General features: G+C 43.9%; 27 protein-coding genes. 18 read left to right on the plus strand and 9 right to left on the minus strand.

All coding sequences use genetic code 11. From position 1 onward, the window contains the following. The first annotated feature begins 97 nt into the window (after positions 1–97). Complete coding sequence (locus OCU35_RS01205; RefSeq protein ID WP_017027509.1) at positions 98–1414, plus strand: adenylosuccinate synthase; 1317 nt, start codon at positions 98–100, stop codon at positions 1412–1414. A gap of 70 nt (positions 1415–1484) precedes the next feature. Here OCU35_RS01205 and hmpA read toward each other — a convergent pair whose 3' ends face one another. Next, the gene (gene hmpA / locus OCU35_RS01210; protein WP_261825514.1) at positions 1485–2669 is read right to left on the minus strand and encodes an NO-inducible flavohemoprotein; all 1185 of its coding nucleotides are present in this window, start codon (positions 2667–2669) and stop codon (positions 1485–1487) included. Positions 2670–2778: 109 nt separating this feature from the next. On the opposite strand from hmpA, the gene nsrR reads away from it, so the two are divergent. The 8 genes from nsrR to rplI all read left to right on the plus strand — a co-directional run bounded on the left by nsrR (position 2779) and on the right by rplI (position 8973). Beyond that, complete coding sequence (gene nsrR / locus OCU35_RS01215) at positions 2779–3204, plus strand: nitric oxide-sensing transcriptional repressor NsrR (RefSeq protein ID WP_017032964.1); 426 nt, start codon at positions 2779–2781, stop codon at positions 3202–3204. 101 nt (positions 3205–3305) lie between these two features. Further along, positions 3306–5762, plus strand: a complete 2457-nt coding sequence (gene rnr, locus OCU35_RS01220) for a ribonuclease R (protein ID WP_261825515.1) — start codon at positions 3306–3308, stop codon at positions 5760–5762. A 12-nt stretch (positions 5763–5774) separates the two neighbouring features. Beyond that, positions 5775–6512, plus strand: a complete 738-nt coding sequence (gene rlmB / locus OCU35_RS01225) for a 23S rRNA (guanosine(2251)-2'-O)-methyltransferase RlmB (RefSeq protein ID WP_102329523.1) — start codon at positions 5775–5777, stop codon at positions 6510–6512. A gap of 65 nt (positions 6513–6577) precedes the next feature. Beyond that, a complete protein-coding gene (locus tag OCU35_RS01230; protein WP_065210274.1) occupies positions 6578–7360 on the plus strand; it encodes a nitroreductase family protein in 783 nt (260 codons plus the stop codon). Positions 7361–7543: 183 nt separating this feature from the next. Continuing rightward, positions 7544–7933: a 30S ribosomal protein S6 gene (rpsF, locus tag OCU35_RS01235; RefSeq protein WP_017032969.1), complete on the plus strand. Its 390-nt coding sequence runs from the start codon at positions 7544–7546 to the stop codon at positions 7931–7933. A gap of 8 nt (positions 7934–7941) precedes the next feature. Beyond that, complete coding sequence (gene priB / locus OCU35_RS01240) at positions 7942–8244, plus strand: primosomal replication protein N (RefSeq protein ID WP_026012832.1); 303 nt, start codon at positions 7942–7944, stop codon at positions 8242–8244. 16 nt (positions 8245–8260) lie between these two features. Continuing rightward, positions 8261–8488 carry a 30S ribosomal protein S18 gene (gene rpsR, locus OCU35_RS01245; RefSeq protein WP_000090472.1) on the plus strand — a complete coding sequence of 76 codons (228 nt, stop codon included), beginning with the start codon at positions 8261–8263 and terminating at the stop codon, positions 8486–8488. 32 nt (positions 8489–8520) lie between these two features. Then, complete coding sequence (gene rplI, locus OCU35_RS01250) at positions 8521–8973, plus strand: 50S ribosomal protein L9 (protein WP_017027501.1); 453 nt, start codon at positions 8521–8523, stop codon at positions 8971–8973. A gap of 73 nt (positions 8974–9046) precedes the next feature. On the opposite strand, the gene OCU35_RS01255 is transcribed toward rplI, so the two are convergent. After that, complete coding sequence (locus tag OCU35_RS01255; RefSeq protein ID WP_065598333.1) at positions 9047–9769, minus strand: DUF481 domain-containing protein; 723 nt, start codon at positions 9767–9769, stop codon at positions 9047–9049. Positions 9770–10040: 271 nt separating this feature from the next. Between OCU35_RS01255 and OCU35_RS01260 the strand changes: the two genes are divergently transcribed. The 4 genes from OCU35_RS01260 to OCU35_RS01275 all read left to right on the plus strand — a co-directional run bounded on the left by OCU35_RS01260 (position 10041) and on the right by OCU35_RS01275 (position 15092). After that, positions 10041–11441: a replicative DNA helicase gene (locus tag OCU35_RS01260; protein WP_017027499.1), complete on the plus strand. Its 1401-nt coding sequence runs from the start codon at positions 10041–10043 to the stop codon at positions 11439–11441. 8 nt (positions 11442–11449) lie between these two features. Next, positions 11450–12544 (plus strand): alanine racemase, encoded by a 1095-nt coding sequence (alr, locus tag OCU35_RS01265; RefSeq protein ID WP_065598334.1) that lies wholly within the window; start codon positions 11450–11452, stop codon positions 12542–12544. Positions 12545–12761: 217 nt separating this feature from the next. Then, complete coding sequence (gene pgi, locus OCU35_RS01270) at positions 12762–14414, plus strand: glucose-6-phosphate isomerase (protein WP_017027497.1); 1653 nt, start codon at positions 12762–12764, stop codon at positions 14412–14414. Positions 14415–14813: 399 nt separating this feature from the next. Beyond that, entirely contained in the window at positions 14814–15092 is a 279-nt protein-coding gene (locus OCU35_RS01275) for a pyocin activator PrtN family protein (protein ID WP_261825516.1), read from the plus strand. Positions 15093–15132: 40 nt separating this feature from the next. Here OCU35_RS01275 and OCU35_RS01280 read toward each other — a convergent pair whose 3' ends face one another. Together OCU35_RS01280 and OCU35_RS01285 are read right to left on the minus strand one after the other, a co-directional pair. After that, positions 15133–15432 carry a hypothetical protein gene (locus tag OCU35_RS01280; protein WP_261825517.1) on the minus strand — a complete coding sequence of 100 codons (300 nt, stop codon included), beginning with the start codon at positions 15430–15432 and terminating at the stop codon, positions 15133–15135. Positions 15433–15437: 5 nt separating this feature from the next. Then, a complete protein-coding gene (locus OCU35_RS01285; RefSeq protein WP_261825518.1) occupies positions 15438–16271 on the minus strand; it encodes a hypothetical protein in 834 nt (277 codons plus the stop codon). Positions 16272–16444: 173 nt separating this feature from the next. Here OCU35_RS01285 and OCU35_RS01290 point away from each other — a divergent pair, with 173 nt between their 5' ends. After that, positions 16445–16831 carry a hypothetical protein gene (locus OCU35_RS01290; protein WP_261825519.1) on the plus strand — a complete coding sequence of 129 codons (387 nt, stop codon included), beginning with the start codon at positions 16445–16447 and terminating at the stop codon, positions 16829–16831. Positions 16832–16935: 104 nt separating this feature from the next. Here OCU35_RS01290 and OCU35_RS01295 read toward each other — a convergent pair whose 3' ends face one another. Then, on the minus strand, positions 16936–18558 hold the full coding sequence (locus OCU35_RS01295) for a hypothetical protein (RefSeq protein WP_261825520.1): 1623 nt from the start codon (positions 18556–18558) through the stop codon (positions 16936–16938). Continuing rightward, entirely contained in the window at positions 18555–18800 is a 246-nt protein-coding gene (locus OCU35_RS01300) for a helix-turn-helix domain-containing protein (protein WP_290242337.1), read from the minus strand. The genes OCU35_RS01295 and OCU35_RS01300 overlap by 4 nt, the downstream gene beginning before the upstream one ends. Before the next feature lie 86 nt (positions 18801–18886). On the opposite strand from OCU35_RS01300, the gene OCU35_RS01305 reads away from it, so the two are divergent. Beyond that, positions 18887–19972 carry a DNA cytosine methyltransferase gene (locus OCU35_RS01305; RefSeq protein ID WP_261825521.1) on the plus strand — a complete coding sequence of 362 codons (1086 nt, stop codon included), beginning with the start codon at positions 18887–18889 and terminating at the stop codon, positions 19970–19972. Between the two features lie 100 nt (positions 19973–20072). Here the strand turns inward: OCU35_RS01305 and OCU35_RS01310 are convergent, their stop codons facing one another. The 3 genes from OCU35_RS01310 to OCU35_RS01320 all read right to left on the minus strand — a co-directional run bounded on the left by OCU35_RS01310 (position 20073) and on the right by OCU35_RS01320 (position 23629). Beyond that, the gene (locus tag OCU35_RS01310) at positions 20073–21122 is read right to left on the minus strand and encodes a helicase RepA family protein (RefSeq protein ID WP_261825522.1); all 1050 of its coding nucleotides are present in this window, start codon (positions 21120–21122) and stop codon (positions 20073–20075) included. Between the two features lie 86 nt (positions 21123–21208). Continuing rightward, positions 21209–22294 carry a site-specific integrase gene (locus OCU35_RS01315; RefSeq protein WP_261825523.1) on the minus strand — a complete coding sequence of 362 codons (1086 nt, stop codon included), beginning with the start codon at positions 22292–22294 and terminating at the stop codon, positions 21209–21211. Between the two features lie 267 nt (positions 22295–22561). After that, complete coding sequence (locus OCU35_RS01320; protein ID WP_261825524.1) at positions 22562–23629, minus strand: site-specific integrase; 1068 nt, start codon at positions 23627–23629, stop codon at positions 22562–22564. Positions 23630–23872: 243 nt separating this feature from the next. On the opposite strand from OCU35_RS01320, the gene dusA reads away from it, so the two are divergent. The 3 genes from dusA to OCU35_RS01335 all read left to right on the plus strand — a co-directional run bounded on the left by dusA (position 23873) and on the right by OCU35_RS01335 (position 26002). Then, entirely contained in the window at positions 23873–24853 is a 981-nt protein-coding gene (gene dusA / locus OCU35_RS01325; protein ID WP_261825525.1) for a tRNA dihydrouridine(20/20a) synthase DusA, read from the plus strand. A 199-nt stretch (positions 24854–25052) separates the two neighbouring features. Further along, positions 25053–25259: an envelope stress response protein PspG gene (locus OCU35_RS01330; protein ID WP_017027495.1), complete on the plus strand. Its 207-nt coding sequence runs from the start codon at positions 25053–25055 to the stop codon at positions 25257–25259. Between the two features lie 83 nt (positions 25260–25342). Continuing rightward, on the plus strand, positions 25343–26002 hold the full coding sequence (locus OCU35_RS01335) for a TIGR04219 family outer membrane beta-barrel protein (protein WP_261825526.1): 660 nt from the start codon (positions 25343–25345) through the stop codon (positions 26000–26002). Positions 26003–26127: the final 125 nt, after the last annotated feature.

A 26127-nucleotide genomic window follows, 5' to 3' on the forward strand; every position in this document is an offset into this window, starting at 1 on the left:
AACCGCCATTATTTTATGGTTAGTGTCTAAAAAATGACTGCAAATTTGATTTTTCGGTGCTAGAATCCTTTTTTAACTAGCAATCAGATTTGGAAAGATGGGAAATAACGTAGTTGTTTTAGGCACCCAATGGGGTGACGAAGGTAAAGGTAAAATCGTTGACCTTTTAACTGAAGATGCGAAGTACGTGGTGCGCTACCAAGGCGGTCACAATGCAGGCCACACTCTAGTTATTGACGGTGAAAAAACCGTTCTACACTTAATTCCATCAGGCATCCTGCGTGATAATGTAAAATGCATTATCGGCAATGGTGTTGTACTTTCTCCAGATGCACTTCTGAAAGAAATGAAGCCTCTTGAAGAGCGCGGAATCCCAGTACGCGAGCGTCTATTCGTTTCAGAAGCATGTCCACTAATTCTTCCTTACCATATCGCAATCGATCAAGCTCGTGAGCTAGCTCTTGGTAAAAAAGCAATCGGTACTACAGGTCGTGGTATTGGTCCAGCGTATGAAGATAAAGTATCTCGTCGTGGCCTACGTGTAGGCGATTTGTTCGATAAGACTACATTTGCTGAGAAATTAAAGAAAGTTATGGAATACCATAACTTCCAACTAGAGCATTACTACAAAACTGACACAGTAAGTTATGAAGAAGTTCTTGAGCAAGCGATGAGCTATGCAGACCTTCTAACTTCTATGGTCATTGATGTTACTGACGAACTAGACGCAGCACGTAAACGTGGTGATAAGATCATGTTCGAAGGTGCTCAAGGCACACTTCTGGATATCGACCACGGTACTTACCCGTACGTAACTTCTTCTAACACTACAGCTGGTGGTGTAGCAGCAGGTTCTGGTTTTGGTCCTCGTCACATTGGTTACATCCTAGGTATTGCAAAAGCTTACTGTACCCGTGTTGGTTCTGGTCCGTTCCCAACGGAACTTTACGATGGCTTAGACAAGCAAGACCCAGTAGGTAAACACCTTGGTGACGTAGGTCATGAGTTTGGTGCTACAACCGGTCGTCTACGTCGTACTGGTTGGTTCGATGCAGTAGCGATGCGCCGTGCGGTTCAAATCAACTCAGTAACAGGTTTCTGTCTGACTAAACTAGACGTACTAGATGGTCTTAAAGAACTGAAAATCTGTACTGGTTACAAGATGAAAGACGGTACTGTTCTAGAAGTTTCTCCAATGGCTGCAGAAGCATTTGAAGAAGCAACACCAATCTACGAAACAGTTCCTGGTTGGTCTGAAACTACCTTTGGTGCTAAGTCTATTGAAGAACTGCCACAAGCAGCACTAGATTACATCAAGCGTATCGAAGAGCTAACTGGCGTGCCGATCGACATCATCTCTACTGGTCCTGACCGTAACGAGACTATGATCAAGGTTCACCCATTCAATTCTTAATTGAATAGGTATCTTGAATAAAAAAAACCGGCTATTGCCGGTTTTTTTGTGCCTGTCATTCTGCTTTTGATTAAAGAACCTTATGTGGTCCAAAGCACTCGTAGTTTAGCTGATCTTGTTTATAGCCTAGATCGATGAGCTGCTGAGCGACCGATTGCATGAAAGGGACAGGACCACAGAAGTACACCTTGGCATTCTTTGGTAGCTGTTCTTGGCTCAATTTAGACAGGTCAATCAAGCCTTCTGCTTGATAGTCTTCTGAGCGGAGATCCGATGCTAGAGGGCTGCGATACCAAGTGAAGTGCTCAAAGTTGTCCTTATTGTTACAAAGCTGGGATACGTGCTCTTTAAAGGCATGATGTTCGCCATTTTCAGCTGCATGCAGCCAAGTCACCGCTTGCTCGCTTCGCTCAAGCGTCTCTAACATAGACAGCATAGGTGTAAGGCCTACACCCGCAGAGATAAGCACTACAGGTTCTTTTGACTCTGAATCCAAAAAGAAGTCTCCTGCTGGCGGTGCAAGCTTGACGATGTCCCCTTGTTGCAGGTGATCGTGCAGGAAGTTAGACACCTTACCTTCACCCTCGCGCTTCACTGAAATACGATAGGTGTTGCCGTTGCCTGCTGCAGATAGGCTGTACTGGCGAATTTCTTGGTTTTCAAATTTTGGTGTGTTGAGGTAAATACCTAGGTATTGTCCTGGCTTAAAGTCAGCAACCGAGCCTTCGTCAACAGGCTCAAATACGAAGCTAGTGATAACAGCGCTCTCGTTTTTCTTTTCTACTACCTTGAATTCACGAAGCCCACGCCAGCCACCTTGACTTTGCTCGTTGGCCACGTAAATCTGTTCTTCACGCTGGATAAAGATATTAGCTAGAACACCGTAAGCCTCACCCCATGCCTCAAGGACTTCTTGGCCTGGAGAAAATAGCTCGTCAATGGTACCCAGCAAATGGCTACCCACGATGTTGTATTGCTCGGCCGTGATCATGAAGCTTGTATGTTTTTGAGCGATTTTTTCTACAACGGGTAGCAGAGCACCTAGGTTATCGATGTTAGAAGCGTAACCGCAGATAGCATTGAATAATGCTTCTCTCTGGTCTCCATTGCGCTGATTGCTCATGTTAAAGATATCTTGTAACTCTGGGTTATGAGCAAACATGCGATCATAGAAATGAGCCGTCAATTTAGGGCCTGTTTCTGCCAAGAGTGGAGCAGTAGCTTTAACGATATCAATGGTTTTTTGTTCTAACATCTTAGTTGTCCATTTAAAGGTGTATTTCAGATTCATGTTTAATGTTGTATAAAATGTATATTAAAGTCAACAAAAGAATTACACTTGTGGAACGATACGGAGTACCACTATGCAAATTACAAGCTTTACTGACTATGCCATCCGCACTCTCATCTATTTAGCAGCACTGAAAGATGATGAACTGACAAACATTACACAGGTCAGTGAAGTGTTCGATATTTCTCGCAATCACATGGTTAAGATTGTTAACAAACTAGGGCAAACCGGTTTTATTGAAACTATTCGAGGTAAGAATGGTGGCATCAGGCTGAATAAGCCTGCGAGTGAAATAAATATAGGGCATGTAATCAGAGAACTAGAACCACTGAAAGTCATCAATTGCTCCCCCGAATTTTGCCATATTACCCCGGCTTGCCGCCTTAAAAGCTACCTGCATAACGCCAAAGAAGCATTCTTAGCAGAGTTAGATAAATGCAATCTTGATGATTTGGTGGATGATAATTCGGATCTGATGATTCTGTTGTCTAAGGCTTAGAAGTAAAAAGCGAATATTTCATTAATTTTTAAAGCATTTTTTCCTTGTGGGGCATTACTAGAATATACTTTACTCAATTATTCTAATTAATGAGCTCCCCCATGTCCGATTCTAATTCTCTTGACCCCCATGCAGATCGAGAGGCGAAAAATTATGAAAACCCAGTACCGAGTAGAGAGTTTATTTTAAGCTTTCTAGAAAGTGCTGGCGCACCAATGAATCGCAATGATTTATTTACTGCCCTTGAGCTTGATGGTGAAGAACAATATGAAGGCTTACGCCGCAGGCTAAATGCTATGTTGCGCGATGGCCAGCTAGTGTTTACTCGTCGTCAATGCTTCGCCTTGCCAGAAAAACTCGAGATGATAAAAGGGCATGTAATCGGTCATAAAGATGGCTATGGTTGGGTACGCCCTGAGGGTGTGATTGGCAAAGAGCATGACCTTGTTCTGCCATTCCATCAGATGCGTGGCATCATTCACGGTGACTATGTTCTCGCTCAAGAATCTGGCACCGATAAACGAGGCCGAAAAGAGGCGCGCATTGTTCGAGTGCTTGAAGAGCGTTCTATGCAGATCGTTGGTCGCTTCTTCTTGGAGTTTGGACAAGCGTATGTTGTCGCCGATGATTCAAGAATCCATCAAGATATCCTCATCCCTAAAGAACATAGAATGGGTGCTCGAATGGGGAATGTCGTTGTTATCGAGATCACCGACAGGGGGAGTCGCTCTCGAGGCATGACAGGTCAAGTGGTGGAGGTACTGGGAGAAAACCTAGCACCGGGCATGGAAACTCAAATCGCTATTCGTACACACCAAATTCCAAATGAATGGCCTGAAGAGGTCACCAAGCAAATCGCTTCCCTTGAAGAAGAAGTGCCAGAGCAGGCGAAAAAAGGGCGTGTTGACCTTAGAGAGTTGCCATTGGTGACCATCGACGGCGAGGATGCCCGAGACTTCGATGATGCCGTTTTCTGTGAGAAGAAGAAAAGCGGTGGCTGGCGTTTATGGGTGGCCATTGCCGATGTCAGCTACTACGTTCGTCCAGATTCAGCGCTAGACAAAGAAGCCATTAATCGTGGTAACTCTGTGTATTTCCCTTCTCAGGTTGTCCCTATGCTGCCTGAGGTGCTCTCGAACGGCTTGTGTTCACTAAATCCAGAAGTCGATCGCTTGTGTATGGTCTGTGAGATGACGGTTTCCGAAAGCGGTAAGCTGTCTGGCTATAAGCACTACGAAGCCGTAATGAACTCTCACGCTCGTTTAACCTATACCAAGGTGAACGACATTCTCAATGGCGATGAAGAGCTTAATCAGCGCTATGAGCCTTTAGTACCGCATCTTCAAGAACTGCATAACATGTATCGTACTCTTAAGACGGCTCGAGACGGCCGAGGGGCGATAGAGTTTGAAACAGTAGAAACTAAATTTATCTTCAATGCGGATAGAAAGATTGACCGCATCGAACCTGTTATTCGTAATGATGCCCATAAGCTTATTGAAGAGTGCATGATCTTGGCAAACATTGCCTCGGCTTCATTGGTAGAGAAATTAAAAGAACCCGCTCTGTATCGAATTCATGAATCTCCTGGAGAGCAAAGATTAGTTGGCTTTAAAGACTTCTTGAGTGAGCTTGGCTTAACCCTAAATGGTGGGCTAGAGCCGTCACCGACTGATTACGCCGATTTGATGCACGTTGTCACCCAGCGACCGGATAAAGAGCTGATTCAAACAATGTTGCTACGCTCAATGAAGCAAGCTGTGTATAATCCCGACAACGCTGGGCACTTTGGACTAGCACTGAAGCGATACGCACACTTCACTTCTCCTATTCGTCGCTACCCTGACTTATTGTTGCACCGAGCAATCAAGTACTTGATTGCCAAGCAAGAAGGCCGCAATCAAGACCGATGGACTCCAACGGGTGGCTTCCATTACTCCTTTGATGATATGGATGTATATGGTGAGCAGTGCTCAATGACAGAGCGCCGTGCCGATGATGCGACCCGTGATGTAGCCGATTGGTTGAAATGTGAGTACATGCAAGACCACGTGGGCGAAGAACTCGATGGCGTTATTGCTAATGTCACGGGTTTTGGCTTCTTCGTGAGGCTGACTGAGCTACACATCGATGGCTTGGTGCATATATCTGCATTGGCCAATGACTATTATCGCTATGATGCAGTGAGCCAAAGGTTGGTGGGTGAAAGCTCGGGCCAGATATATGCCTTAGGCGATCAGGTTAAGGTGAAGGTGTTAGCCGTTAACCTTAACGATAAACAGATTGATTTTGAATTAGCGGGTACGGTACGTACGCCTAAAGGCAAAGGAAAAACGGCGAAGAAACGCCTAGTAGAAGAAGCGAAACGCTTTGATAAAAAGAAAGAGGATGCAGCAGGAAAAGGCCGCTCCAAACGTGCGAAGACTATGGTAGAACCTACGGTTCGTCCGGATGGCAGCTCTGATGAGAAACCCGCATCGAAGAAGCGAAAGTCGCAAAAAGCCCGAAAGAGTAAAGCACGTAGCAACAAGAATAAAGCGCGTGATTCGAAGAAATAAGAGAAGCAAATAATGAGTAGCGAATATATTTACGGTATCCACGCAGTTAAAGCGGTACTAGAAAAAGATCCTGCACGCTTTATCGAAGCGTTTGTTTTAAAGGGGCGTCAGGATGACCGTTTGTTACCTTTAATCAATCAGCTACAAGCATTTGGCGTGTCCATTCAGCAAACCGGCCGTAAGGCGTTGGATGACAAAGCAAAGGGCGCAAACCATCAGGGCATTATTGGCCGTGTTAAGGCAGCTAAAGCTCTGAATGAAAACGACCTAGATGTGATCTTAGCGTCTCAGACGAATCCATTACTTCTTATTTTGGATGGCGTTACGGATCCACACAACCTAGGTGCTTGTCTGCGTAACGCAGATGCGGCGGGTGTCGCGGCAGTGATTGTTCCTAAGGATAAATCAGCCCCTCTTACCGCTACGGTAAGCAAAGTGGCATGTGGCGCAGCAGAAACCGTGCCACTGGTTCGTGTAACGAACCTAGCGCGCACGATGCGTCACCTACAAGAGCAGAACGTTTGGATTGTAGGCACGGCTGGTGAGGCAACTCATGATGTCTATCAGAGCAAGCTAACTGGCCCTTTAGCTATCGTGATGGGTGCTGAGGGGGATGGTATGCGCCGTCTTACTCGTGAAACCTGTGACGATTTGATTAAGATCCCAATGGCTGGTTCAGTATCAAGCCTGAATGTTTCTGTTGCTTCTGGTGTCTGCTTATTTGAAGCAGTGAGACAGCGTCAAGGTTAAGCACAATTAACCCATGATAAAATAGGAGCTTCGGCTCCTATTTTTGTATCAAGGATTAGATCTTCATGGACGTTTTTCAAGCCCTTCACTCTCATCGCTCCATTCGCGAATATAAAGACCAACCTATTTCAGAACAGACTCTTAATGAGGTTCTAGAGGCCGGTATTCGCGCCTCATCATCGGGCAACATGCAATCGTACTCCATCATAGTGACCAAAGATGAAAAGCTGAGAAAGGCATTGTATGAGCCTCATATGCAGCAATCTATGGTGGTGGATGCCCCAGTATTGTTGACGTTTTGTGCCGACTTTAGACGCATGCGAAAATGGCTGGCACAAAGTGGCGCTCCGCTAAATTTCGATAACTTTATGAGCTTCATGATCGCAGCCATTGATGCCACATTGGTTTCGCAGAATGTGGCTATTGCAGCGGAAGCGAAAGGATTGGGCTTGTGTTACATGGGCTCTACCTTGGCCAATTGTGAGCAAATTGGCGAGATACTCGAACTCCCTGAAGGTGTTGTACCTGTCGTAGGGTACTCACTAGGGTACGCAGATGAATCCCCACAGATTCGTGACCGCTTACCTCTGGCTGGCCTAGTGCACAATGAGGTATACCAAGACCATACCGAACAGCAGATCTCTGATATCTATCAACAGCGAGAAACCGCAGGTTGGCAACGTTACATGGCCTTTCCCGAGCTTAAGCAGATGATTGAAGAGTCTGGCGTTGAGAATTTGGCTCAGGTTTATACCAAGCTAAAATACACCAAAGAGTCCCATATTGAATTTTCGCAGTCAGTTCTTAGTTACCTTAAGAAACAAGGGTTTATGAATCAGCAGCCCTAACAGATGAAAGATAATTGGGAGTGCGAAAACTATATTCTGCAGAAGCCCCTTTTTTACTTGATCTTACTGACTGCTTTCTGTACTATTTGCCGTCCTTAAAACTCGGTCATTTATCTTTAGTTCCTTGCTTCCTCTGGACGACCGAGCCATTCGTGGAAGCTAATAATCCGTAAGGAGCAACACATGCGTCATTACGAAATCGTATTCATGGTGCACCCTGATCAAAGCGAGCAAGTTGCTGGCATGATCGAGCGTTACACTGGTTCTATCAACGAAGCTGGCGGTACTATCCACCGTCTAGAAGACTGGGGTCGTCGTCAACTGGCTTACCCAATCAACAAGCTTCATAAAGCTCACTACGTTCTTATGAACGTTGAAGCTGGTCAAGCTGTGATCGACGAGCTAGAAACTGCTTTCCGTTTTAACGATGCAGTTCTACGCAACATGATCATGCGCACTAAAGGCGCTGTGACTGAGCAATCAATCATGCTTAAGCAAAAAGAAGAGCGTGCAGAGCGTGCTCCTCGTCGCGAAGAGCGTACTGAAGCTAAGCCAGAAGCATCTGCTGAGTAATTGATTGTATGACCAATCGAATGGACTTAAGCGGCATTGTTGCTAAAGACCCTATTCGAACGCAAAGCCCCTCGGGGATATCACATTGCCAATTTTGGCTCGAGCATCGCTCAAATGTGATGGAAGCTGAGCTTCCAAGACAGGTTTACTGTCGAATGCCTGTAGTGGTGAGTGGCAAAGGGTCACACACATTAACTCAAGAACTAGTTAAAGGCAGTACAATCAGGGTAAGCGGCTTTGTTGCTTATCAAATGAGTCGAAATGGCTCAGGGAAACTGGTTTTACATGCCCAAGATATCACTCAAATTTAAGATCAGGAGATAGCCCATGGCTCGTTTCTTCCGTCGTCGTAAATTCTGCCGTTTTACTGCAGAAGGCGTACAAGAGATTGATTACAAAGACGTAGCAACTCTTAAAAACTACATCACTGAAGCTGGTAAAATTGTACCTAGCCGTATCACTGGTACAAGCGCTAAATATCAGCGTCAACTAGCTCGTGCAATCAAGCGTTCTCGCTACCTAGCACTACTGCCGTACACTGATAAGCATCAGTAATCGGCACCGTTTATTAAATAGAGGATTAAATAATGCAAGTTATTCTACTTGATAAAATCGGTAACCTAGGTGCACTTGGCGATACTGTTAACGTTAAATCTGGTTACGCTCGTAACTACCTTATTCCTCAGAATAAGGCAGTAATGGCTACTAAAGCTAACGTTGAAATGTTTGAAGCTCGTCGTGCTGAACTAGAAGCTAAAGTTGCTGAGCAACTTGGTGCTGCTGAAGCTCGTGCTGAGAAAGTTAACACTCTAGAAGCAGTTGTTATCGCTTCTAAAGCTGGTGACGAAGGCAAACTATTCGGTTCTATCGGTACTCGTGACATCGCTGACGCTGTTACAGCTGCTGGCGTTGAAGTTGCTAAGAGCGAAGTTCGTCTTCCTGAAGGCGCACTACGTAACACTGGTGAGTTCGAAGTAAGCGTTCAACTTCATTCTGAAGTTTTCGCAACTGTGAAACTACAAGTTGTTGCTGCAGAGTAATTCTTTACTCTAAAGACGATTTTAAAACACCGGCCTTGGCCGGTGTTTTTTTATGTCTAAAAAATGAGATTTGCTAGAAAAGGAACAGCAGATTAACGGAGAATACCGAGTCGGTATTGCTTAACCCATCGGGTACTTTGTTGTGGTACTGACGGTTATGCACCAGCTTAAGTGCGATATCGTTGGTGATCTCATTGATGACAGAAATTTCGGTATCTGTTCTGGTGTTACTCTCACCGGCAACAACCGTTACATTACCGCTTATTGCTAACGTCTTGATTGGCTTCCAAGTCATCGCTAGATTGGTACGAATGATCGCCTCGCTGACTGTTTCAGGAAATACGATATCGTCATCGTCAATTTCATCTAAATTTGGCTCTTGGTAACGAAAACCAGGACCAAGCTCTCCCTCAATCAATAAATACTTGGTATTCATAAGCTGGTAACCCAGACCCGCTGATATCGTGTAATCAGTAAAGTAAGCGCTGTATCTGGAGTCATAGCCACTAAAACTTGAGTAGGCGTAGCTCTTTGGGCCTAACTTGTAATCCCCTTGCAGGTCGTACGTCGATTGGCGTTTATCTTCTTCACCGTCTTTATACAGCAGGTAATACTTCCACTCGCCGGTTAAACGATAGCGATTCTTGATGTATTCGCCACTAAGACGAGCGTTGAGAGATTCTGAGTCTGAGTTTCCAGAGTGAGCCTGGTAACCAAACTCGACTTCACTCTTGAAGGGGGAAGGGCTCTCGATATCCGTATCAGTAAGCTCTTCCGCATGGAGCACTGAGCACATCAGAGACCCCAGACAAAATAGCAATTTTTTAGACACGAAATACCTCTAGCATAAAATAGCGCTGGCGCATTGTACCCCAACTTTTTGGTTAAGCGTCAAGCTTAGGTAAAAAATTATACAGTAGGTATTATCTCAATTCCAAAGCTGCCATTCTAGAGACAATGAAATAAGTTAATAGTTTTCATGATGATATCTATTAAAGATAATTTTCTAAACACATCATCATTAGCATTGGTATAATGCAAAGAACAGCAAGTCACTGAGCACATTCATGGTAGATCAACGAACAAACACAAAACAAGATTCCCAAGTCGATGCAATCAAAGCGCCTCCACATTCATTAGAGGCTGAGCAATCGGTAATTGGTGGACTATTGCTGGATAATGAGCGTTGGGATACCGTTGCTGAAAAAGTGATGGCAACAGACTTTTATAGTCGTCCGCATAGATTGATCTTTGAAGCGGTGAAAACCCTTCTTGAAGACAGCCAGCCACTGGATTTAATTACGCTATCCGAGTTCTTAGAGCGTCGTGAGCAACTTGAAGATGTGGGTGGATTCGCTTATCTAGCCGACCTTGTAAAGAACACTCCGAGTGCGGCAAACATCAATGCGTACGCTGAGATAGTGGCAGAGCGAGCCGTCGTTCGAAGCCTGATTGGTGTGGCTAACGAGATTGCAGATGCGGGTTATGACCCACAAGGTCGTTCATCGGGTGATCTTGTCGACTTTGCTGAGAGCAAGGTTTTTGCCATTGCCGAAGAGCGCAGTAATGAGAAAGACGGCCCGCAGAATGTCGATAACATTCTTGAGAAAACTCTGGAGCGCATCGAGGAGTTATACAAAACCCCGCAAGATGGCGTAACGGGTGTCGATTCTGGTTTTAACGATCTGAACAAGAAAACGGCAGGCCTACAGCCTTCGGATCTGATTATCGTTGCAGCTCGTCCATCTATGGGTAAAACCACATTTGCGATGAACTTGTGTGAAAACGCAGCGATGAGCTCCGATAAGCCAGTTCTTATTTTCTCTCTAGAGATGCCCTCAGAACAGATTATGATGAGAATGTTAGCCTCTTTATCTCGCGTTGACCAAACCAAGATTCGTACTGGTCAGTTAGACGATGAAGATTGGGCTCGTATCTCATCAACCATGGGCATTCTGATGCAAAAGAAGAACATGTTCATTGATGATAGCTCAGGTTTAACGCCAACAGAATTACGCTCTCGCGCAAGACGAATCGCCCGTGACAATGGCGGATTAAGTCTCATCATGGTCGACTACCTGCAATTGATGCGTGTACCCGGTATGCAAGACAATCGTACCTTGGAGATATCTGAAATATCGCGCTCCTTGAAAGCACTCGCGAAAGAGTTGCAAGTGCCGGTTGTCGCACTTTCTCAGCTTAACCGTTCCTTGGAGCAACGTGCTGATAAACGCCCGATCAACTCGGATCTTCGTGAATCAGGTGCGATCGAGCAGGATGCCGATTTGATCATGTTTATTTACCGCGATGAGGTTTATAACCCAGACAGTTCTATGAAAGGAACGGCTGAGATCATTCTAGGTAAGCAACGTAACGGCCCAATCGGTTCTGTTCGTTTAACATTCCAGGGACAGTTCTCTCGCTTTGATAACTACGCCGGTCCTGCATTCGATTATGACGACGAATAGGAACTGGCATGAGTAGATTGCAAGCTGCTGTAGCATCGATTAACACCGATGCTCTTTGCCATAATATAGACATGCTGCATAAACAGGCGCCTAACAGCCGTTTACTCGCGGTTGTTAAAGCCAATGGTTATGGGCACGGTTTATTAGAAGTAGCCAAACACGCACAAGGTGCTGACGCCTTTGGTGTCGCTCGCGTAGAGGAAGCATTGCAGCTTCGTGCCGGCGGTATTGTTAAGCCGGTATTGTTATTGGAAGGCTTTTACTCGGCGAGTGATCTGCCTATCTTAGTCACCAACAACATACAAACCGTGGTGCATTGCGAGGAGCAACTAGAGGCTCTAGAGCAAGCCGAACTGGAAAATCCTGTGGTTGTGTGGCTGAAGATGGATACAGGAATGCATCGTTTAGGCGTACGTCCTGAACACTATGATGAGTATATTCAGCGCCTACATAACTGCAAAAATGTGGCGCATCCTCTGCGTTATATGAGTCACTTTGGTTGCGCAGACGAGCTAGAAAACCCAATCACTTCGCAACAAATTGAGCTGTTTAAGAGTACGACTGCCAATTGCACCGGTGAACGCTCAATCGCGGCTTCGTCTGGCATACTGTCTCGTAGCGATAGCCATTTTGAGTGGGTACGACCGGGCATCATCATGTACGGAGTATCTCCATTTAGCGATAACGATGCGCAGCAGCTGGGCTACCGTCCTGTTATGACACTACGCTCGCACCTTATTGCGGTTAACGAACTTAAAGCCGGTGAAAGCGTGGGGTATGGCGCAAACTGGACTTCAGAGCGAGATACAAAAATAGGTGTGATTGCGGTTGGCTATGGTGATGGTTACCCTCGCATGGCACCCAATGGCACGCCCGTCTTAGTGAATAATCGCAAGGTTCCATTGGTTGGTCGAGTGTCGATGGATATGCTGACTGTGGATCTCGGGCCAGATGCTAGCGACAAAGTTGGTGATCCTTCTGTGCTTTGGGGCGAGGCGCTACCTGTAGAAGAAGTTGCAAGGTATGTAGGAACCATTGCTTACGAGTTAGTGACTAAGCTCACCTCTCGAGTGATACCTGTTTACACTAAAGACAGCGTCTAGCCGACTAAACTGTGAACTAAGTCAACAACTGCGTGAAACGCATCAGTGATAATCCCAAATCAGCCGCAGAACACGGTACATTAGAACAAATTATAAAAGTGGTGGTGCGAAACAATGCACGGTCACTAAAACCAGTATCAGGGGAGTTTAACAATAGAGTCGCTCAGGCTGCTCTTTGTTAAGCAAAACTTAAAATTAGAAATAATGGGAACTCACAATGTTGAAAAACATCAATCCGACGCACACCGATGCTTGGAAAGCTTTAACAGCTCACTTTGAATCAGCTCAAGATATGGAGATGAAAGATCTCTTTGCACAAGACTCAGAGCGTTTTGATAACTTCTCTAAAAACTTCGGCGACGACATCTTAGTTGACTACTCAAAGAACCTAGTTAACGACGAAACCATGAAGCACCTGTTTGATCTTGCGAAACAAACAGAGCTAAAGTCTGCGATCGACGCAATGTTCTCTGGCGAGACTATCAACAAAACTGAAGGACGCTCTGTTCTTCACACTGCACTTCGTAACCGTAGCAACACTCCTGTTGTTGTTAATGGCGAAGATGTAATGCCAGCAGTTAATGCTGTACTTGAAAAGATTAAATCTTTCACTGACCGCGTTATTGGTGGTGAGTGGAAAGGCTATACGGGCAAAGCAATCACTGACGTAGTGAATATCGGTATCGGTGGCTCTGACCTAGGTCCATTCATGGTGACTGAAGCACTAGCACCATACAAGAATCACCTAAACCTACACTTCGTTTCTAACGTTGATGGTACACACATCGCTGAAACGCTTAAGAAAGTGAACCCAGAAACAACATTGTTCTTGGTGGCTTCTAAGACGTTTACGACTCAAGAAACAATGACCAACGCACACAGTGCGCGTGACTGGTTCCTTGCTGAAGCACAGGATGAAGCACACGTCGCTAAACACTTCGCTGCGCTTTCTACCAATGGCCAAGCAGTGTCTGAGTTCGGTATTGATACTGACAACATGTTTGAGTTCTGGGACTGGGTTGGTGGTCGTTACTCTCTATGGTCTGCAATCGGTCTTTCTATTGCACTAGGTGTAGGCTACGACAACTTCGTTGAGCTACTTGCTGGTGCTCACGAGATGGATAACCACTTTAAGTCAACGGATCTTGAGAACAACATTCCAACGATTCTTGCGCTTATCGGTATTTGGTACAACAACTTCCACGGTGCAGAGTCTGAGACGATTCTTCCATACGACCAGTACATGCACCGTTTTGCTGCTTACTTCCAGCAAGGCAACATGGAATCAAACGGTAAGTACACAGACCGTAACGGTGATGCTGTTGATTACCAAACAGGCCCAATCATTTGGGGTGAACCAGGTACTAACGGTCAACACGCGTTCTACCAGTTGATCCACCAAGGTACTAAACTGATTCCGTGTGATTTCATCGCACCAGCAATCAGCCACAACCCAACGGGCGACCATCATCAGAAACTAATGTCTAACTTCTTTGCTCAAACTGAAGCATTGGCGTTTGGTAAGTCTCGTGAAGTGGTTGAAGCAGAGCTTGTTGCTGCAGGTAAATCAGCGCAAGAAGTGGCTGAACTAGCACCATTTAAGGTATTTGAAGGCAACCGTCCAACAAACTCTATCCTTGTGAAGCAAATTACTCCGCGCACGCTGGGTAACCTAATCGCAATGTACGAGCACAAGATCTTTGTTCAAGGTGTTATTTGGAACATCTTTACCTTTGATCAGTGGGGCGTGGAACTAGGCAAACAACTAGCAAACCAAATCCTTCCTGAGCTAGCTGACGACTCAGCAGTAGATTCTCACGATAGCTCTACTAACGGTCTGATCAACGCGTTTAAACAATACAAAGCGTAATTTATCTACCCTTATATAAGGCCAGCCTTAGTGCTGGTCTTTTTTATGTCTGTAATAAACTGGTCTATTTTATAGACAGGATGTAGAATACGCCCTCATTTTTATTCGCGGACTGAACCTTATGTACCCATCTTCTAGACTCTCTATCGCTCCGATGCTCGATTGGTAGCACTGAGCTGGTTTGGCCTACAAAAACAGTGTGTTACATCTGCTTTGAGAAGTTGAGGGGATGGTTAGGGGACTGTTACTCGTCATAAAAATAAAAGCACCGTCTTACCCATACTATCTCCCTTTCTGAAAAATTCAAAAAAAATGCTTTATGGGCGTGAAAAAGTGCAGCTAAATATTATTGATAGAGCGTGTCGTAGTATGACCGACGATAATAAATTAGGAGCATCGATGAGCGTCACTTTGAATTCCATTTCCACTCAATCGCTTTTGGCAGCCAAACATAGCAACGAGCCTCTTATTCCGTTGGAAGTGGTTGCGACAACTTATCTCGGGCTGACAGCAAGCACAGCGAAACGGAAAGCACGCATCAATGACCTTCCTTTTCCTGTAATTCGTTTAGGTGACTCTCAGAAAGCCCCGTGGTTAGTCGATTTTAACCACCTTGTCGCTTACGTAGAGCGTGTAGCTACAGAGTCTCAATGCGACTGGCTTCGCATGCAGGCTTAGGTTGTAGGACGAATTAGCCCGTCACTTGACGGGCTTTATATTAGGCGGCTCTTTTCTTTTGTCGAGCTACACGTTGTTCCATCGCAGCTTGAAACTTTTTCGTTTTTTCCACTCTTGCTATAATAGTTATTTTGTAAGCATTGATCTTCCCAGCACTTTCTTCTTTTCCTGAAAGAAACTGTTTAATCATACTGTCAGTCCAGTTTCTTTCTTGCTTCAACCCAGTTTTTGATATCCATTTTTGATGCCAAACTTGGCGAGAATTTTCTTTTTGTTGGCGGCCATATTCACGCCTTTCAGCTTCAGAATATCGGTGCCATTTTCCGTTGTAATAAGGCATAAGTTCTATTTTATTTTTTGTTTTATTTTAATTAACTGCTCTTGTTGTAAAGACGATAATTGTCTTGATTCCAACGCTTCGTAAGTTTTTAGTAATCGATTTTTTTGACGATGTTGCTGTCGAGCATTGTTCTCTTCTTTTGCTTTTAACCACCGTTCAAATTGATGGTGCATCTTCGATATAAGCTTTTGTATTTCTAACGCTTGATTAGCTTTCTCATACTGATATTGCCAAGTTGAGAGCCTCCTACCTTTTTCAGCTTCAATCTGTTCATAGCTTCTATGATCTACCCCGACATGTTTTAAAACAGCATGATTGAAAGCTTGCTTGATTAATTTAGTGGCTTTCTTTTGCTGAAGTTCCTTCAGAACTCGTTTGCCAACGATCTTCCCAATAACCAAGTGGATGTGATCACCGCTACCTTTTTTGCCTTTCTGATCTTGTTGGTGCAGAACCGCGCGAATCTGTTGGCGATATTGTGCAAATTCTGATTTGTTAAGTTTGCATAATTTTGCGAGGGCTAGGCTGCAATCCTTAAGCACAGATTGCCATTGTTGTTTCGTGGGGCGGTAGCCTTTGGGTAGAGTGAGGCAGTATTCGACCGCGTAGCTCGAAAGTGGGCGACCGCCACGACGGTTATACATCTGTTGATTCAGCCTAAATTCTTCGCCAGCTAGCGCTATGCGGTTAGATGTGTCCGCACTACCAAAAATAGAAACGATACGTTGGGTATGTCTGTGGTTGGCGTGCGTCAGGCTTTGCAGGTAGCGTTCGCGTATCATGATTCCATCACTACAGAAGCGAACGGGTTGGGTAATTACAGTCCAGTTTTTTAGCATGTTGGATGTTTATTTAAATTTTAGACTTTTACCTTAACTTGTACAAACTACTGGGCTGTAACCATACATATTCATAGGTGGTTCCAGATAGGACAACCCGCTTCGCTCCTTGTTGGCCACTGGTGAGAGGGAGGCCCTCTCAACTCCCTTTGCTATTCTATAGAGGTTCACTTTTGCAGATCGTAAAAAAAGACTTTATGCTTAGAATAAACATTATGGATAGACCTATACCACCTGAAAAACTTTTTGCTTATGCCTACGAACTTGAACAGTTTGAAGCTACATCAGTAGCTGAGCTAGTTATTGAAAAAGCTCGCCTTGCAGGTTTCATTACTGATAAGAATTGCGAGGAAGACCGACAAAACCTTGCATGGATAATGCGAGTTACCGAGCTTGCTGAGCATGCATATAATCTGGATTTAGTCTCTGACGGAGAGTCAATCGAAGTCAAGATAGCTAATTTAAATCTGCTTATTCAACAGCGAGATGAGAAAGTAAGAGAAGTATTGCAGTTGCTTGCAAAACTAGTAGTTGGTGCAGTACCTAAGTACGGCATATAAGTCTTTTTTGAAAACAGAGAACATCTCCGCTTTGCGGTGCTCTCTGTTTTCTTTAGGTACGACGGCTGCGCTTGTTTTATCGGCATACCTATTTGTGTGTAACTTTAGGAATTATAAATTGCCATAAATGCCCGTCTTACGAAAGCTGGTGTCGTACTTTTGGAAAGTGGCTCTATGAGGTGGCTTTTGAGGAAAGGTAGTGCATGTTCTACACCTACCTGCGTCGCAAACTTTGTAAATGATAAAAACTTCACTTCAACATCAACACCTGAGATATTCACTTTATCAGGGACTATTGCGGAGAATTCATGGGCAATAAACCAAATGGTAACTTTCCAATCAGACACATCCGAAAAGCTCTGCCATTCGTTCAGTCGTGGCTTTAGTAATTTTGGAAGTGTTCTCATGTGCTCATCCAAATAACCTTGAGACAAGTTTCCACCATGCGCTTCGTAGGCATGTACTTCTTTAGAATCAAATTTCTGAAAGTCACAATCTCCGAGCTTTTTCTTACTCAAATTTGAAGTGTTTACGGCATCCCCAATTCCCCGGCTTTTCCAATCTTTCTGATAACTTGCTAGGCACAGTGCATCAACAATTCTCTGCTCAATTATGCCCTTGGTTCCACTATTCATTTGAAGTAGTGCTTCTAGAGCTTTATTAAACTTATTTTCATTAAGTTGGTTTGGGAGAGGATTTCCAAGAGGCTCGGCTAGGTCGAGGAAGCGGTGTATGAAGTATCTTAACCATTGAGCAAGCTCCTTCCGGGCCGCATAACCTAGCTTGTCTAATTCAGATAGAATATGGAAAAGAACTAACGCGCCTTCATACTCCTTATTCTTTTTGGATGCTGCCCATGACGAATCTACGAGAGCAACTGATTTAGCGTTGTTCAAGAAAGGGTTACTGGCATTTTTTATTGAGTTCGGATATTTATCTAGTAATCTGGTGCATGCTTGACCACGAGGACTAAACTCATAAAAGTCTTTAACTAGATGATCATAATATTCTAAAATCGAGCACTGATAGTGGAGAATCTGTATATATGGAGTGTACTTTTCTGGAGTATCATTTTGGTTTGCAAGAACTTCGAGTTGATAGCTGAGATCTTTTTTATAACCAAGGCTTGATGCAATCTCTGTTACTTTATCTATGCATCCAGTTAAGCCTAAGTCTCCAAAAGCATCTTCTATTGAACTTTTGTCCATTTCCCAAAGCTCATCTATCTCTTTTTTACCAAAGCTAGAGCCTGCACTTATCTTCATCTTGGCAATTATGGGCTGTAACGATCGTCTTTCAAAATTAATAGAGGGATTCATTGCATTCATAATTACTGATATTTGTGCAGATGACATTTTATCTTCGTCAGCAAGTCGAGCAATGAGCAATAAGTTACTTAGGTACGAGGATGCAGAGCTGTGGCTAAATAAGTGGGTCTTGATTAGATCACCATGACACGCGAAGTATGTTGTACTTATTTCAGTTTTGTAGTCATAATTACCTACTTCAAGTAGGTGACAAACCAGTTTCTTCAGAGCTGGTGGTGGTTTATTATCCTCTTGCCAACAATCTATCTGACCCAGAAGCCAAAGTTCATGTTCTTCAAAGTTACCACCCAACGTATTAAGCAAATCATCCCTTAAAGCTTCCACGCATGTCTCTTCAAGCTTCAGGTTTATGGGCAAAAGTAAAGTTCTCAACAATCTTCTATAGTTAGTATCTATCATTCTTCCTCACTTGATAGAAAAAACACTGATGGGCAAATGCTTAGTGCTTCGGCCAACTTAATTATGTTCTCTAGGCCAATGTTTCTGGTGCCTCGTTCACAACCGCTCACATAGGTACGGTCTAGGCCTGCGGCAAGTGCTAAAGCTTCTTGGGATAGACCCTTGGAAACTCTGAGGCGCCTGAGCTGGCGACCGAACTGAACTTTTGGATCTTTTTTGGTATAATCACGCATGTATTGCATGATATGTTTCTGTAGACTTTAAGACTACGGACTATGAGTCACATCAGGCTGTGCGAAGTTATTGATTAATCAGGTGGTTGAGTTTTATGAATGATAAGTTTTCCGCTATTTCACTGTTCAGTGGTGCTGGTGGAATGGATGTAGGGTTTGAAAAGTCTGGTTTCGATGTCCTTTTTGCTAACGATATTGATCCCGTAGCCTGTAAAACTTATGACTTGAACCACAAAATTAGTAGTTGTTGTGGGGATCTGAGAGATTATTTTGATGAGCTGTTTCGACACAAAGGCGTAGATTTGCTTTTTGGAGGCCCGCCCTGCCAAGGTTTTTCAGTTGCAGGTAAAATGGATCCAGAAGACGAACGTAGCCAACTATTATGGACATACTTAGATGCAGTCAAGCTGACGAAACCGTCTGCTTTTGTATGCGAGAATGTCAAAGCTTTAGCGGTTAACTCTCGTTGGACTGGCGTAAGAGAAGAGTTTTTAAGACGTGCAGAAAGTTACGGTTACGTGACGGCAATGCTGGTATTAAATGCTTCTCATTATGGTGTGCCGCAAGCTCGTGAAAGAATGTTCATTGTAGGTGTTAAAAAGCAACTGACGAAATTGAGCAGTGAGCAACTTGAACAAGTTTTGAAGCGTGAGTTGTCTTCAAGGGAGTGTGTGCCTGAGTCCGTTGGAGATTTAATCAGGCGACTAGGGCGTGCTGGGAGCGAAGGTAACTCTAAAGTTTGTTCAGCCATAATAACCTATGCCAAGAAGCCTGTTTTGAGAAAGTCAGCTTATGCTGGCATGCTATTTAATGGTGCTGGTAGGCCAATTGATTCAAATGGACTTGCCTTGACTTTGCCTGCTTCTATGGGGGGAAATAAAACTCCCATTGTGGATGAGGATGAGATTTTTAACGGTACTGCGAGCTATGTAGGTGCCTACCATGAACACTTGGTTTCTGGAGGTGCGGTAAAGTCGGGGTTGGCCCCATCTAGGTTGAGACGTATTACAGTAGATGAAGCGCTTGCTATACAGAGTTTTCCTAGTAACTATATACTTACAGGATCGCAAAGCGCAATGTATCGGCAGATTGGAAATGCCGTACCATGCCAATTAGCTGCCGTATTAGCTGAAGCAGTTAAATCTGTTCTCAGTGATGTTAGTTATTTGAAAGTGGCTTGACCACCTAACATCAAAACCATTTTATTATCCCTTTCCTCAATGACAAATGACGCACTTGTATAAGTGCGTCATTTGTCATTGAGGAAAGGGATAACTGCTATTAAAGCGGCAGCTCATATTGATGTGCCACTGTAATCTCGTCACTCGCGTGTGCCTTTGCACCTTTTTGATGAATGACAATCAACCCTTCATCTTGCAAACTAGTCAAAGAGCGTTTGAATTGTTGGTTGGTCGTATTCGCTTTCACATTATCTTGAGGAGGGAAGCAAGCCATTCGCAACTTATCTCTTGTACATCGCCCCTTAAATTCTTCTTGTAGGGCTTTTAAGGTAGGATTGTTCTCGTTAGTTTTTTCGCGTTCAATTGTTGCTGGTGCTGTTAATGCTAAAGATGTAATAGGCTTATTTTCGTCACAAAAGGTGCCGAGCGCTACGGCTTGAAAATCAAAGACAAAATCTGGTGCAGCTTCGGCGTCTTTCTGTTTGGTGTTACTGAGTGTTGTAAGGTTAGTCGTGGCGTTGTGTGTAACCTTAAACTCAAAATCGCACGCACCAATAAGAGCAGAGCTTCCTCGAACACCCTTTGAAGTGTCTTTACCACAGTGGTGAACACATAAGATAGTAGTGTCGGCAATATCTTTTACTATATCGCAGCCACGGATAAATTTGCCCATAGCATCCGAGCTGTTCTCATCTCCTTCAAAGTTGCGAGCGAGTGTATCAAGGACGACTAACTGAACTTTAACTCCATGCTTGTTTTCAATATCACGAATAGATTGAATTAAACTACTTCTGGCAGAGGTATCAGATAGAAGCAAGCTTTGGCCTAACAGATAAAGGTGTTCTACCTTCTGCCCATTTGCTATTTCCCATGCTTTGATACGTTGAGCCATACCTGTTTGCCCTTCGGCTGCTACATACACTACCGCACCAGTCGCAACAGTTTTATTTTGCCAAGGTGTGCCTGTAGCAATGGAGCAACTTAGTTCTACTGCTATAAAAGATTTTCGCGAACCTGATTTACCGTAAATAACGCCAAATGATGATTTAGAGAAGAAACTTTTTACAAGCCAAGACTGGATGTTGTCGAAGCCATCCGAACCGATAGAGAACTCTAAAGAACCATATTTTACTTTTGATTGTGTACTCATATTAATTGGTATTCTCATTCTGTAGGTAATAGTGATCCCTCCCCAACTACTTGGGGATAGGATTAAAGTGGGTTTAAATTTAAGAATTAAGCGACTAAACGACTTGGTTGTGTCGGGTAGAATCGCAAATAGATGTTGTTTAGGATGTTCAAATCACGATGACCTGAGATCTTTGAGATCGCAGGTAGAGTCCATTTTGCGTCGTATAGACGGCATAGCGCCTCTGCCCGAAGGTCATGAAAGTGCAGGTCTTTGATCTCAAGCTTTTTCATTGTTCTTTGCCAAGCGGCACTTACCGAACCAGCGTTGTAGGGGAAAATAGGATCACTATCTTTACCGCGAGGTTGTCGTTTAATAATTTCAATCGCTTCAGGAGACAACTCAAAAGTTGAAGTTATCTTCTGGCCTCTTATAGGAGTTTTGCGGTTTGTGATTGTCAGGGTGCGATTTTCAGCATTCCAGTTCCCCCAACAGATCTTTTCACTACAAATCTCTCCACGTCGTGCTGCTGTTTCTAGTGCAAACTCGACAATATCTAGCATCTGTATTGTGTGGCGAGAATTGAGACTCTGTTTTTTAAGTTCTTTTGCAATTGCATTTAACTCACCTTCTGTCGGGCGACGAGTTCTTTCCTCAGTGCGAGAGATATAGCCTTTACGTCTTGCTGTCGCTATAGCATCGGCATAGCCACCGAGTTCAACTTCCAGTCGCAGTATTGTTTTGCAGTTTTGCAGGGTTGAGCGCAGCACTGACAGGTTATGTGCAACGGTTTGAGGCTTGTTTCCCCATGTTACGTGCATATCTTTAGCTAAATTAAACCAGTGATAGGCTTCTAGTTGGTCGGCGGGAGCATTGCCAAAAGAAGTACGAGCAATTCGTTTCAGTAGTGATGCACTCTCAGCTTTCAAATCAATAAAAAGAGGGCTACTGATGCACGCATTGATAACATCAGACATAGATAGATGTTTTTGCGTTTGGGAGAAGAAACTAAAATCTCCTTTCGCAAATTGAGCAACGAGCTTTTTTTTGAAAGCGTTAGCTTTTGCAGGATTTTTAAAGGTTCGCTTCTTTTGACCTTTAAACTGGTCATCTTTGTTAGATCGTGCTCGCACACTGGTCTTAGTACAGTCAGAGTTCTGGGGGGTAGTTTTTTCTGTAACTACTGATGGCATTAATCCATCTCCAAGTAAGTGCCGTTTTAGGCTGTTGGAGTGACTCTAACCGTATGATTTGTAAAAGTAAAAAAGCTAGCGCTTTCAATTACTTCACGCACTTAAGTTCAATGAATGATTTATTTGGAGGTTCAGAATTGAAGTGATTCACACACTTACGTTCGGTATTTTGCGAGAAGTTAAATATTTAAATTTTTTGAATATTAAAATCAATTTGTGAAGCACATCACAATAAGCCTGCCATTGTGGCAGGCTTATGGAGATTGTTTATCGGCTGTGAAGGTCACCAACTCCCAAGCGAAGGTAGATATTATTCAGGACATTGATGTCCCTGTGTCCCGTGATCTTGGATATTTCTACAATGTTCAACCCCCGTTCAAACAGTTGGCATGCGCCTTCAGCACGGAGATCGTGATAATGCAAATCCTTGATCTTCTGCTCTCGACACATCCGTTGCCATGCAGCACCGACGGAGGTTGCTTTATACGGGAAGATACACTCATCGGTTTTAGCTTGCCGTCTGATGATCTCTATTGCTTCAGGGAATAACGGAATCGTGCAATGATTACCTTTCTTCCTTCTAGGATCTTTACGGTCTCGAATGGTCAACGTGCCGTCTTTAAGGTTCAAATCGTCCCAAGTGACACGGGTAATCTCTCCAAGCCTCATGCAAGTTAGAATCGACATGTGGAAGATATCGACTAAAGGTATATGTGATGCTCGATGGCTCTGACGTTTATGTAAGCCTTCTTCAGCCAGTATCAATTCTTCTTTCGTTGGTCGACGATCTCGTTGATTACTGCGGCCAATCAATCCGTACTGAACGAGAGTCGGTATTGCTTCGTTGTGGGCGTGTATGTTGGCTAAAAATCCAAACATTGGCCCTGCAACATTAATGACACTACGCAGGTATGTAATATCTTGGTAGACAGTCTGTGCCAGTGGTGCTGTCGGTTCTTGCAAACGTTCTCGGCAATGCCGAACTAAATGGTTGGCACTAAGCTGATCTGCTTGCACCAAAGCAATGTCATAACTACGCAACCGCCTCAAGACAGCCGCTTTGGAACGTCCAAGATCTTTGGAAGTAATTCGGTCATTTAGGTAGAGGGTGATGAGGTCACCAATTGAGATGCTTCTCTTAGGGGCATCAAGAGAAGGAATACCCTGCTCATCTAGCTCTTTAACGATATCTTTTGCCCATTTGGTGGCATCAGTTTTCTTGGTAAATGTTTTTGATTTTTCAAATACTCGTCTGTTATTACGTGTTGCTCTAACGCGCGCTTTATACTTGATCCCTGAATTGCGTTTAATTTTCTCGATGTGAATTGTAGCCATAAGAACCTCTTATCTGTTGATGAAGAGGTGCTCTACCTTTATGTCTCTCGTGATCATTGAAGCACTAGCGACTGATCGCTATAATCCGCTCCTTGAATACTCGTTTGGGGGACAGTTAATGTCCCTCATTTGTCCCCCGATATGTCCCCTAGTGTCAAAATAGGCTGAAATCGGATGAAATATATAGCAATGCCCCTATGTGGTATTAACTGTAACTCACTAAATTGTAAGGGTTTTTGAAATATGTTCGCACCATCTCGATTCTCAGTAGCACCAATGCTCGATTGGACGGATCGTCACTGTCGATACTTTCACAGGTTGCTGTCGCAAAACACTCTATTGTATACCGAGATGATAACAACGGGCGCGATTATTCATGGTAAGGGTGACTTTCTACGCTTCAGTGAACAGGAGCATCCTATTGCTCTGCAGCTTGGCGGTTCAAACGCGAAAGACCTCGCTCACTGTGCAAAACTGGCACAGGAGCGTGGCTATGATGAAGTGAACCTCAACGTTGGCTGCCCATCAGACCGAGTTCAAAACGGTAAGTTTGGTGCTTGCCTTATGGCTGAACCACAATTGGTAGCCGATTGTATTGCTGAAATGAAATCGGTCGTTGATATCCCAGTAACGGTGAAAACGCGTATTGGTATCGACGATCAAGACTCGTATGAGTTTTTGACTGACTTTGTATCTATAGTCAATGAGAAGGGTGGCTGTGAGCACTTTACTATTCACGCGCGTAAAGCGTGGCTGAGTGGATTGAGCCCGAAAGAGAACCGCGAGATCCCACCATTGGATTACCCTCGCGCTTATCAGATTAAGAAAGACTTCCCACATTTAGATATTGCGGTTAACGGCGGCGTGAAAACCCTAGAAGAAACGTTAGAACATCTTGAGCACCTTGATGGCGTGATGATTGGTCGAGAGGCTTATCAAAATCCCTATTTATTGGCAGAGGTAGATCAGCGCATCTTTGGTCAAGACAAGCCAGTCATTAAGCGTAGCGAAGTGGTTGAACTTATGTACCCATACATAGAGCAGCAACTATCTGAAGGTGCTTACCTAGGGCATATCACTCGTCACATGCTAGGTTTGTTCCAAAGCATGCCAGGTGCACGCCAATGGCGACGTTATATTAGTGAAAATGCACACAAACCGGGTTCGGGTATTGAAGTGGTTGAGGCTGCATTAGCTAAAATCCCTAAAGAGCTAGGTGTGTAAAACTCACCATTAACTAGTTATTTTTACTAAATTCAATTCTTAAAAGGGCCTTCACTTTTGGTGTGGGCCTTTTTTATTGTATTTAATCAATGGTTTAATGCGCCGTGCATGATTGGCAAGGTACTTGCTTTATAAGTGTAGTAATGGGGTTAATGTGCGATGTTACCCCGACCTATTAACCTGTAGTTGGAGAGTGTCTATGTTTGAGCTACTTATGTTGTTGATGTTCTTTGGCGTATTTTTCTTTACTGGCCTGACTTTCTTTGGCCTATTGATGGCATTTTTCGTCGTGTTTGCCTTCAGTCTAGTATTAGGTTTACTGGGAGCGGCGCTTAAGTTCTTGCCCTATATTTTACTTGCCGTTGTGATCTACTGGGTGCTTAAGCGTACAAGTGCATGTTCATGATGTTAGTTATTGATTTAACTAAGGTGTATGTATGCTAGTATCTGCTCATAAAGTAACGATTTTAGTTTTCTTGGGAGTGGAAAATGAACAAATGCACTTTAATTGCGGTCGTAGGAGCCAGTGCATTAGCAAGTTCTTGGTCGGCGCAGGCAAAAGTCGCTGAGCCAGGTGTTCATGGTAAGGTTACTGCAGACATGTTCTGGGGTAGCACGAAGATCAGAGAAACTCGTCAAGAAGATGACGAAATTCCGGTTTTAGCCGCGCAAATCGAACACGATGTGCCTTATCTGCCTAACTTTAGAATCCGCTATACGGCGTTAGATACCCAATACATTGCTCATGATAAGTTCGATTACACCTTCTACTATCGACCTTTGAGAACTGAAAATCTTGAGTTGGATCTTGGCTTTACTCTGACTGACTATCGCAATAGTTTCTATGAAGATACCGATACAGGTAAAAGTGGTGACTTTGATGGCATCATCTTTAACTGGTATGCCAATGCATTAATTGCCGTGCCTAATACAAATCTAGCGGTTATTGGTGAGTTTGATTTTGGTGAGACATCCGATATTAAATCTGCAGATCTAACCGGTGGCTTGCAGTACACCTTCGATCTAGATTCGGTCGATTTGGTTATGCGCGGTGGCTATCGCGTAATGGACTACACCTTTAAAGAGTTTGATAGCAAAGCCTATGGCTTTGTCGACGGTTGGTTTGTCGGTGGACAGGTCGCTTTCTAAAGAATTAAACAAAATGATAAAGCCCATCCTCGGATGGGCTTTTTATTGCCTATAGCTTTGTAATTGATAGCAGTTCTCAATTCGCATTTTCACGGGTTTGGTCCATCCTTAGTAGAGTTAAACAG

The sequence above is a fragment of the Vibrio breoganii genome, from assembly GCF_024346795.1.
In the GTDB taxonomy this organism is placed as follows: Bacteria; Pseudomonadota; Gammaproteobacteria; order Enterobacterales; family Vibrionaceae; genus Vibrio; species Vibrio breoganii.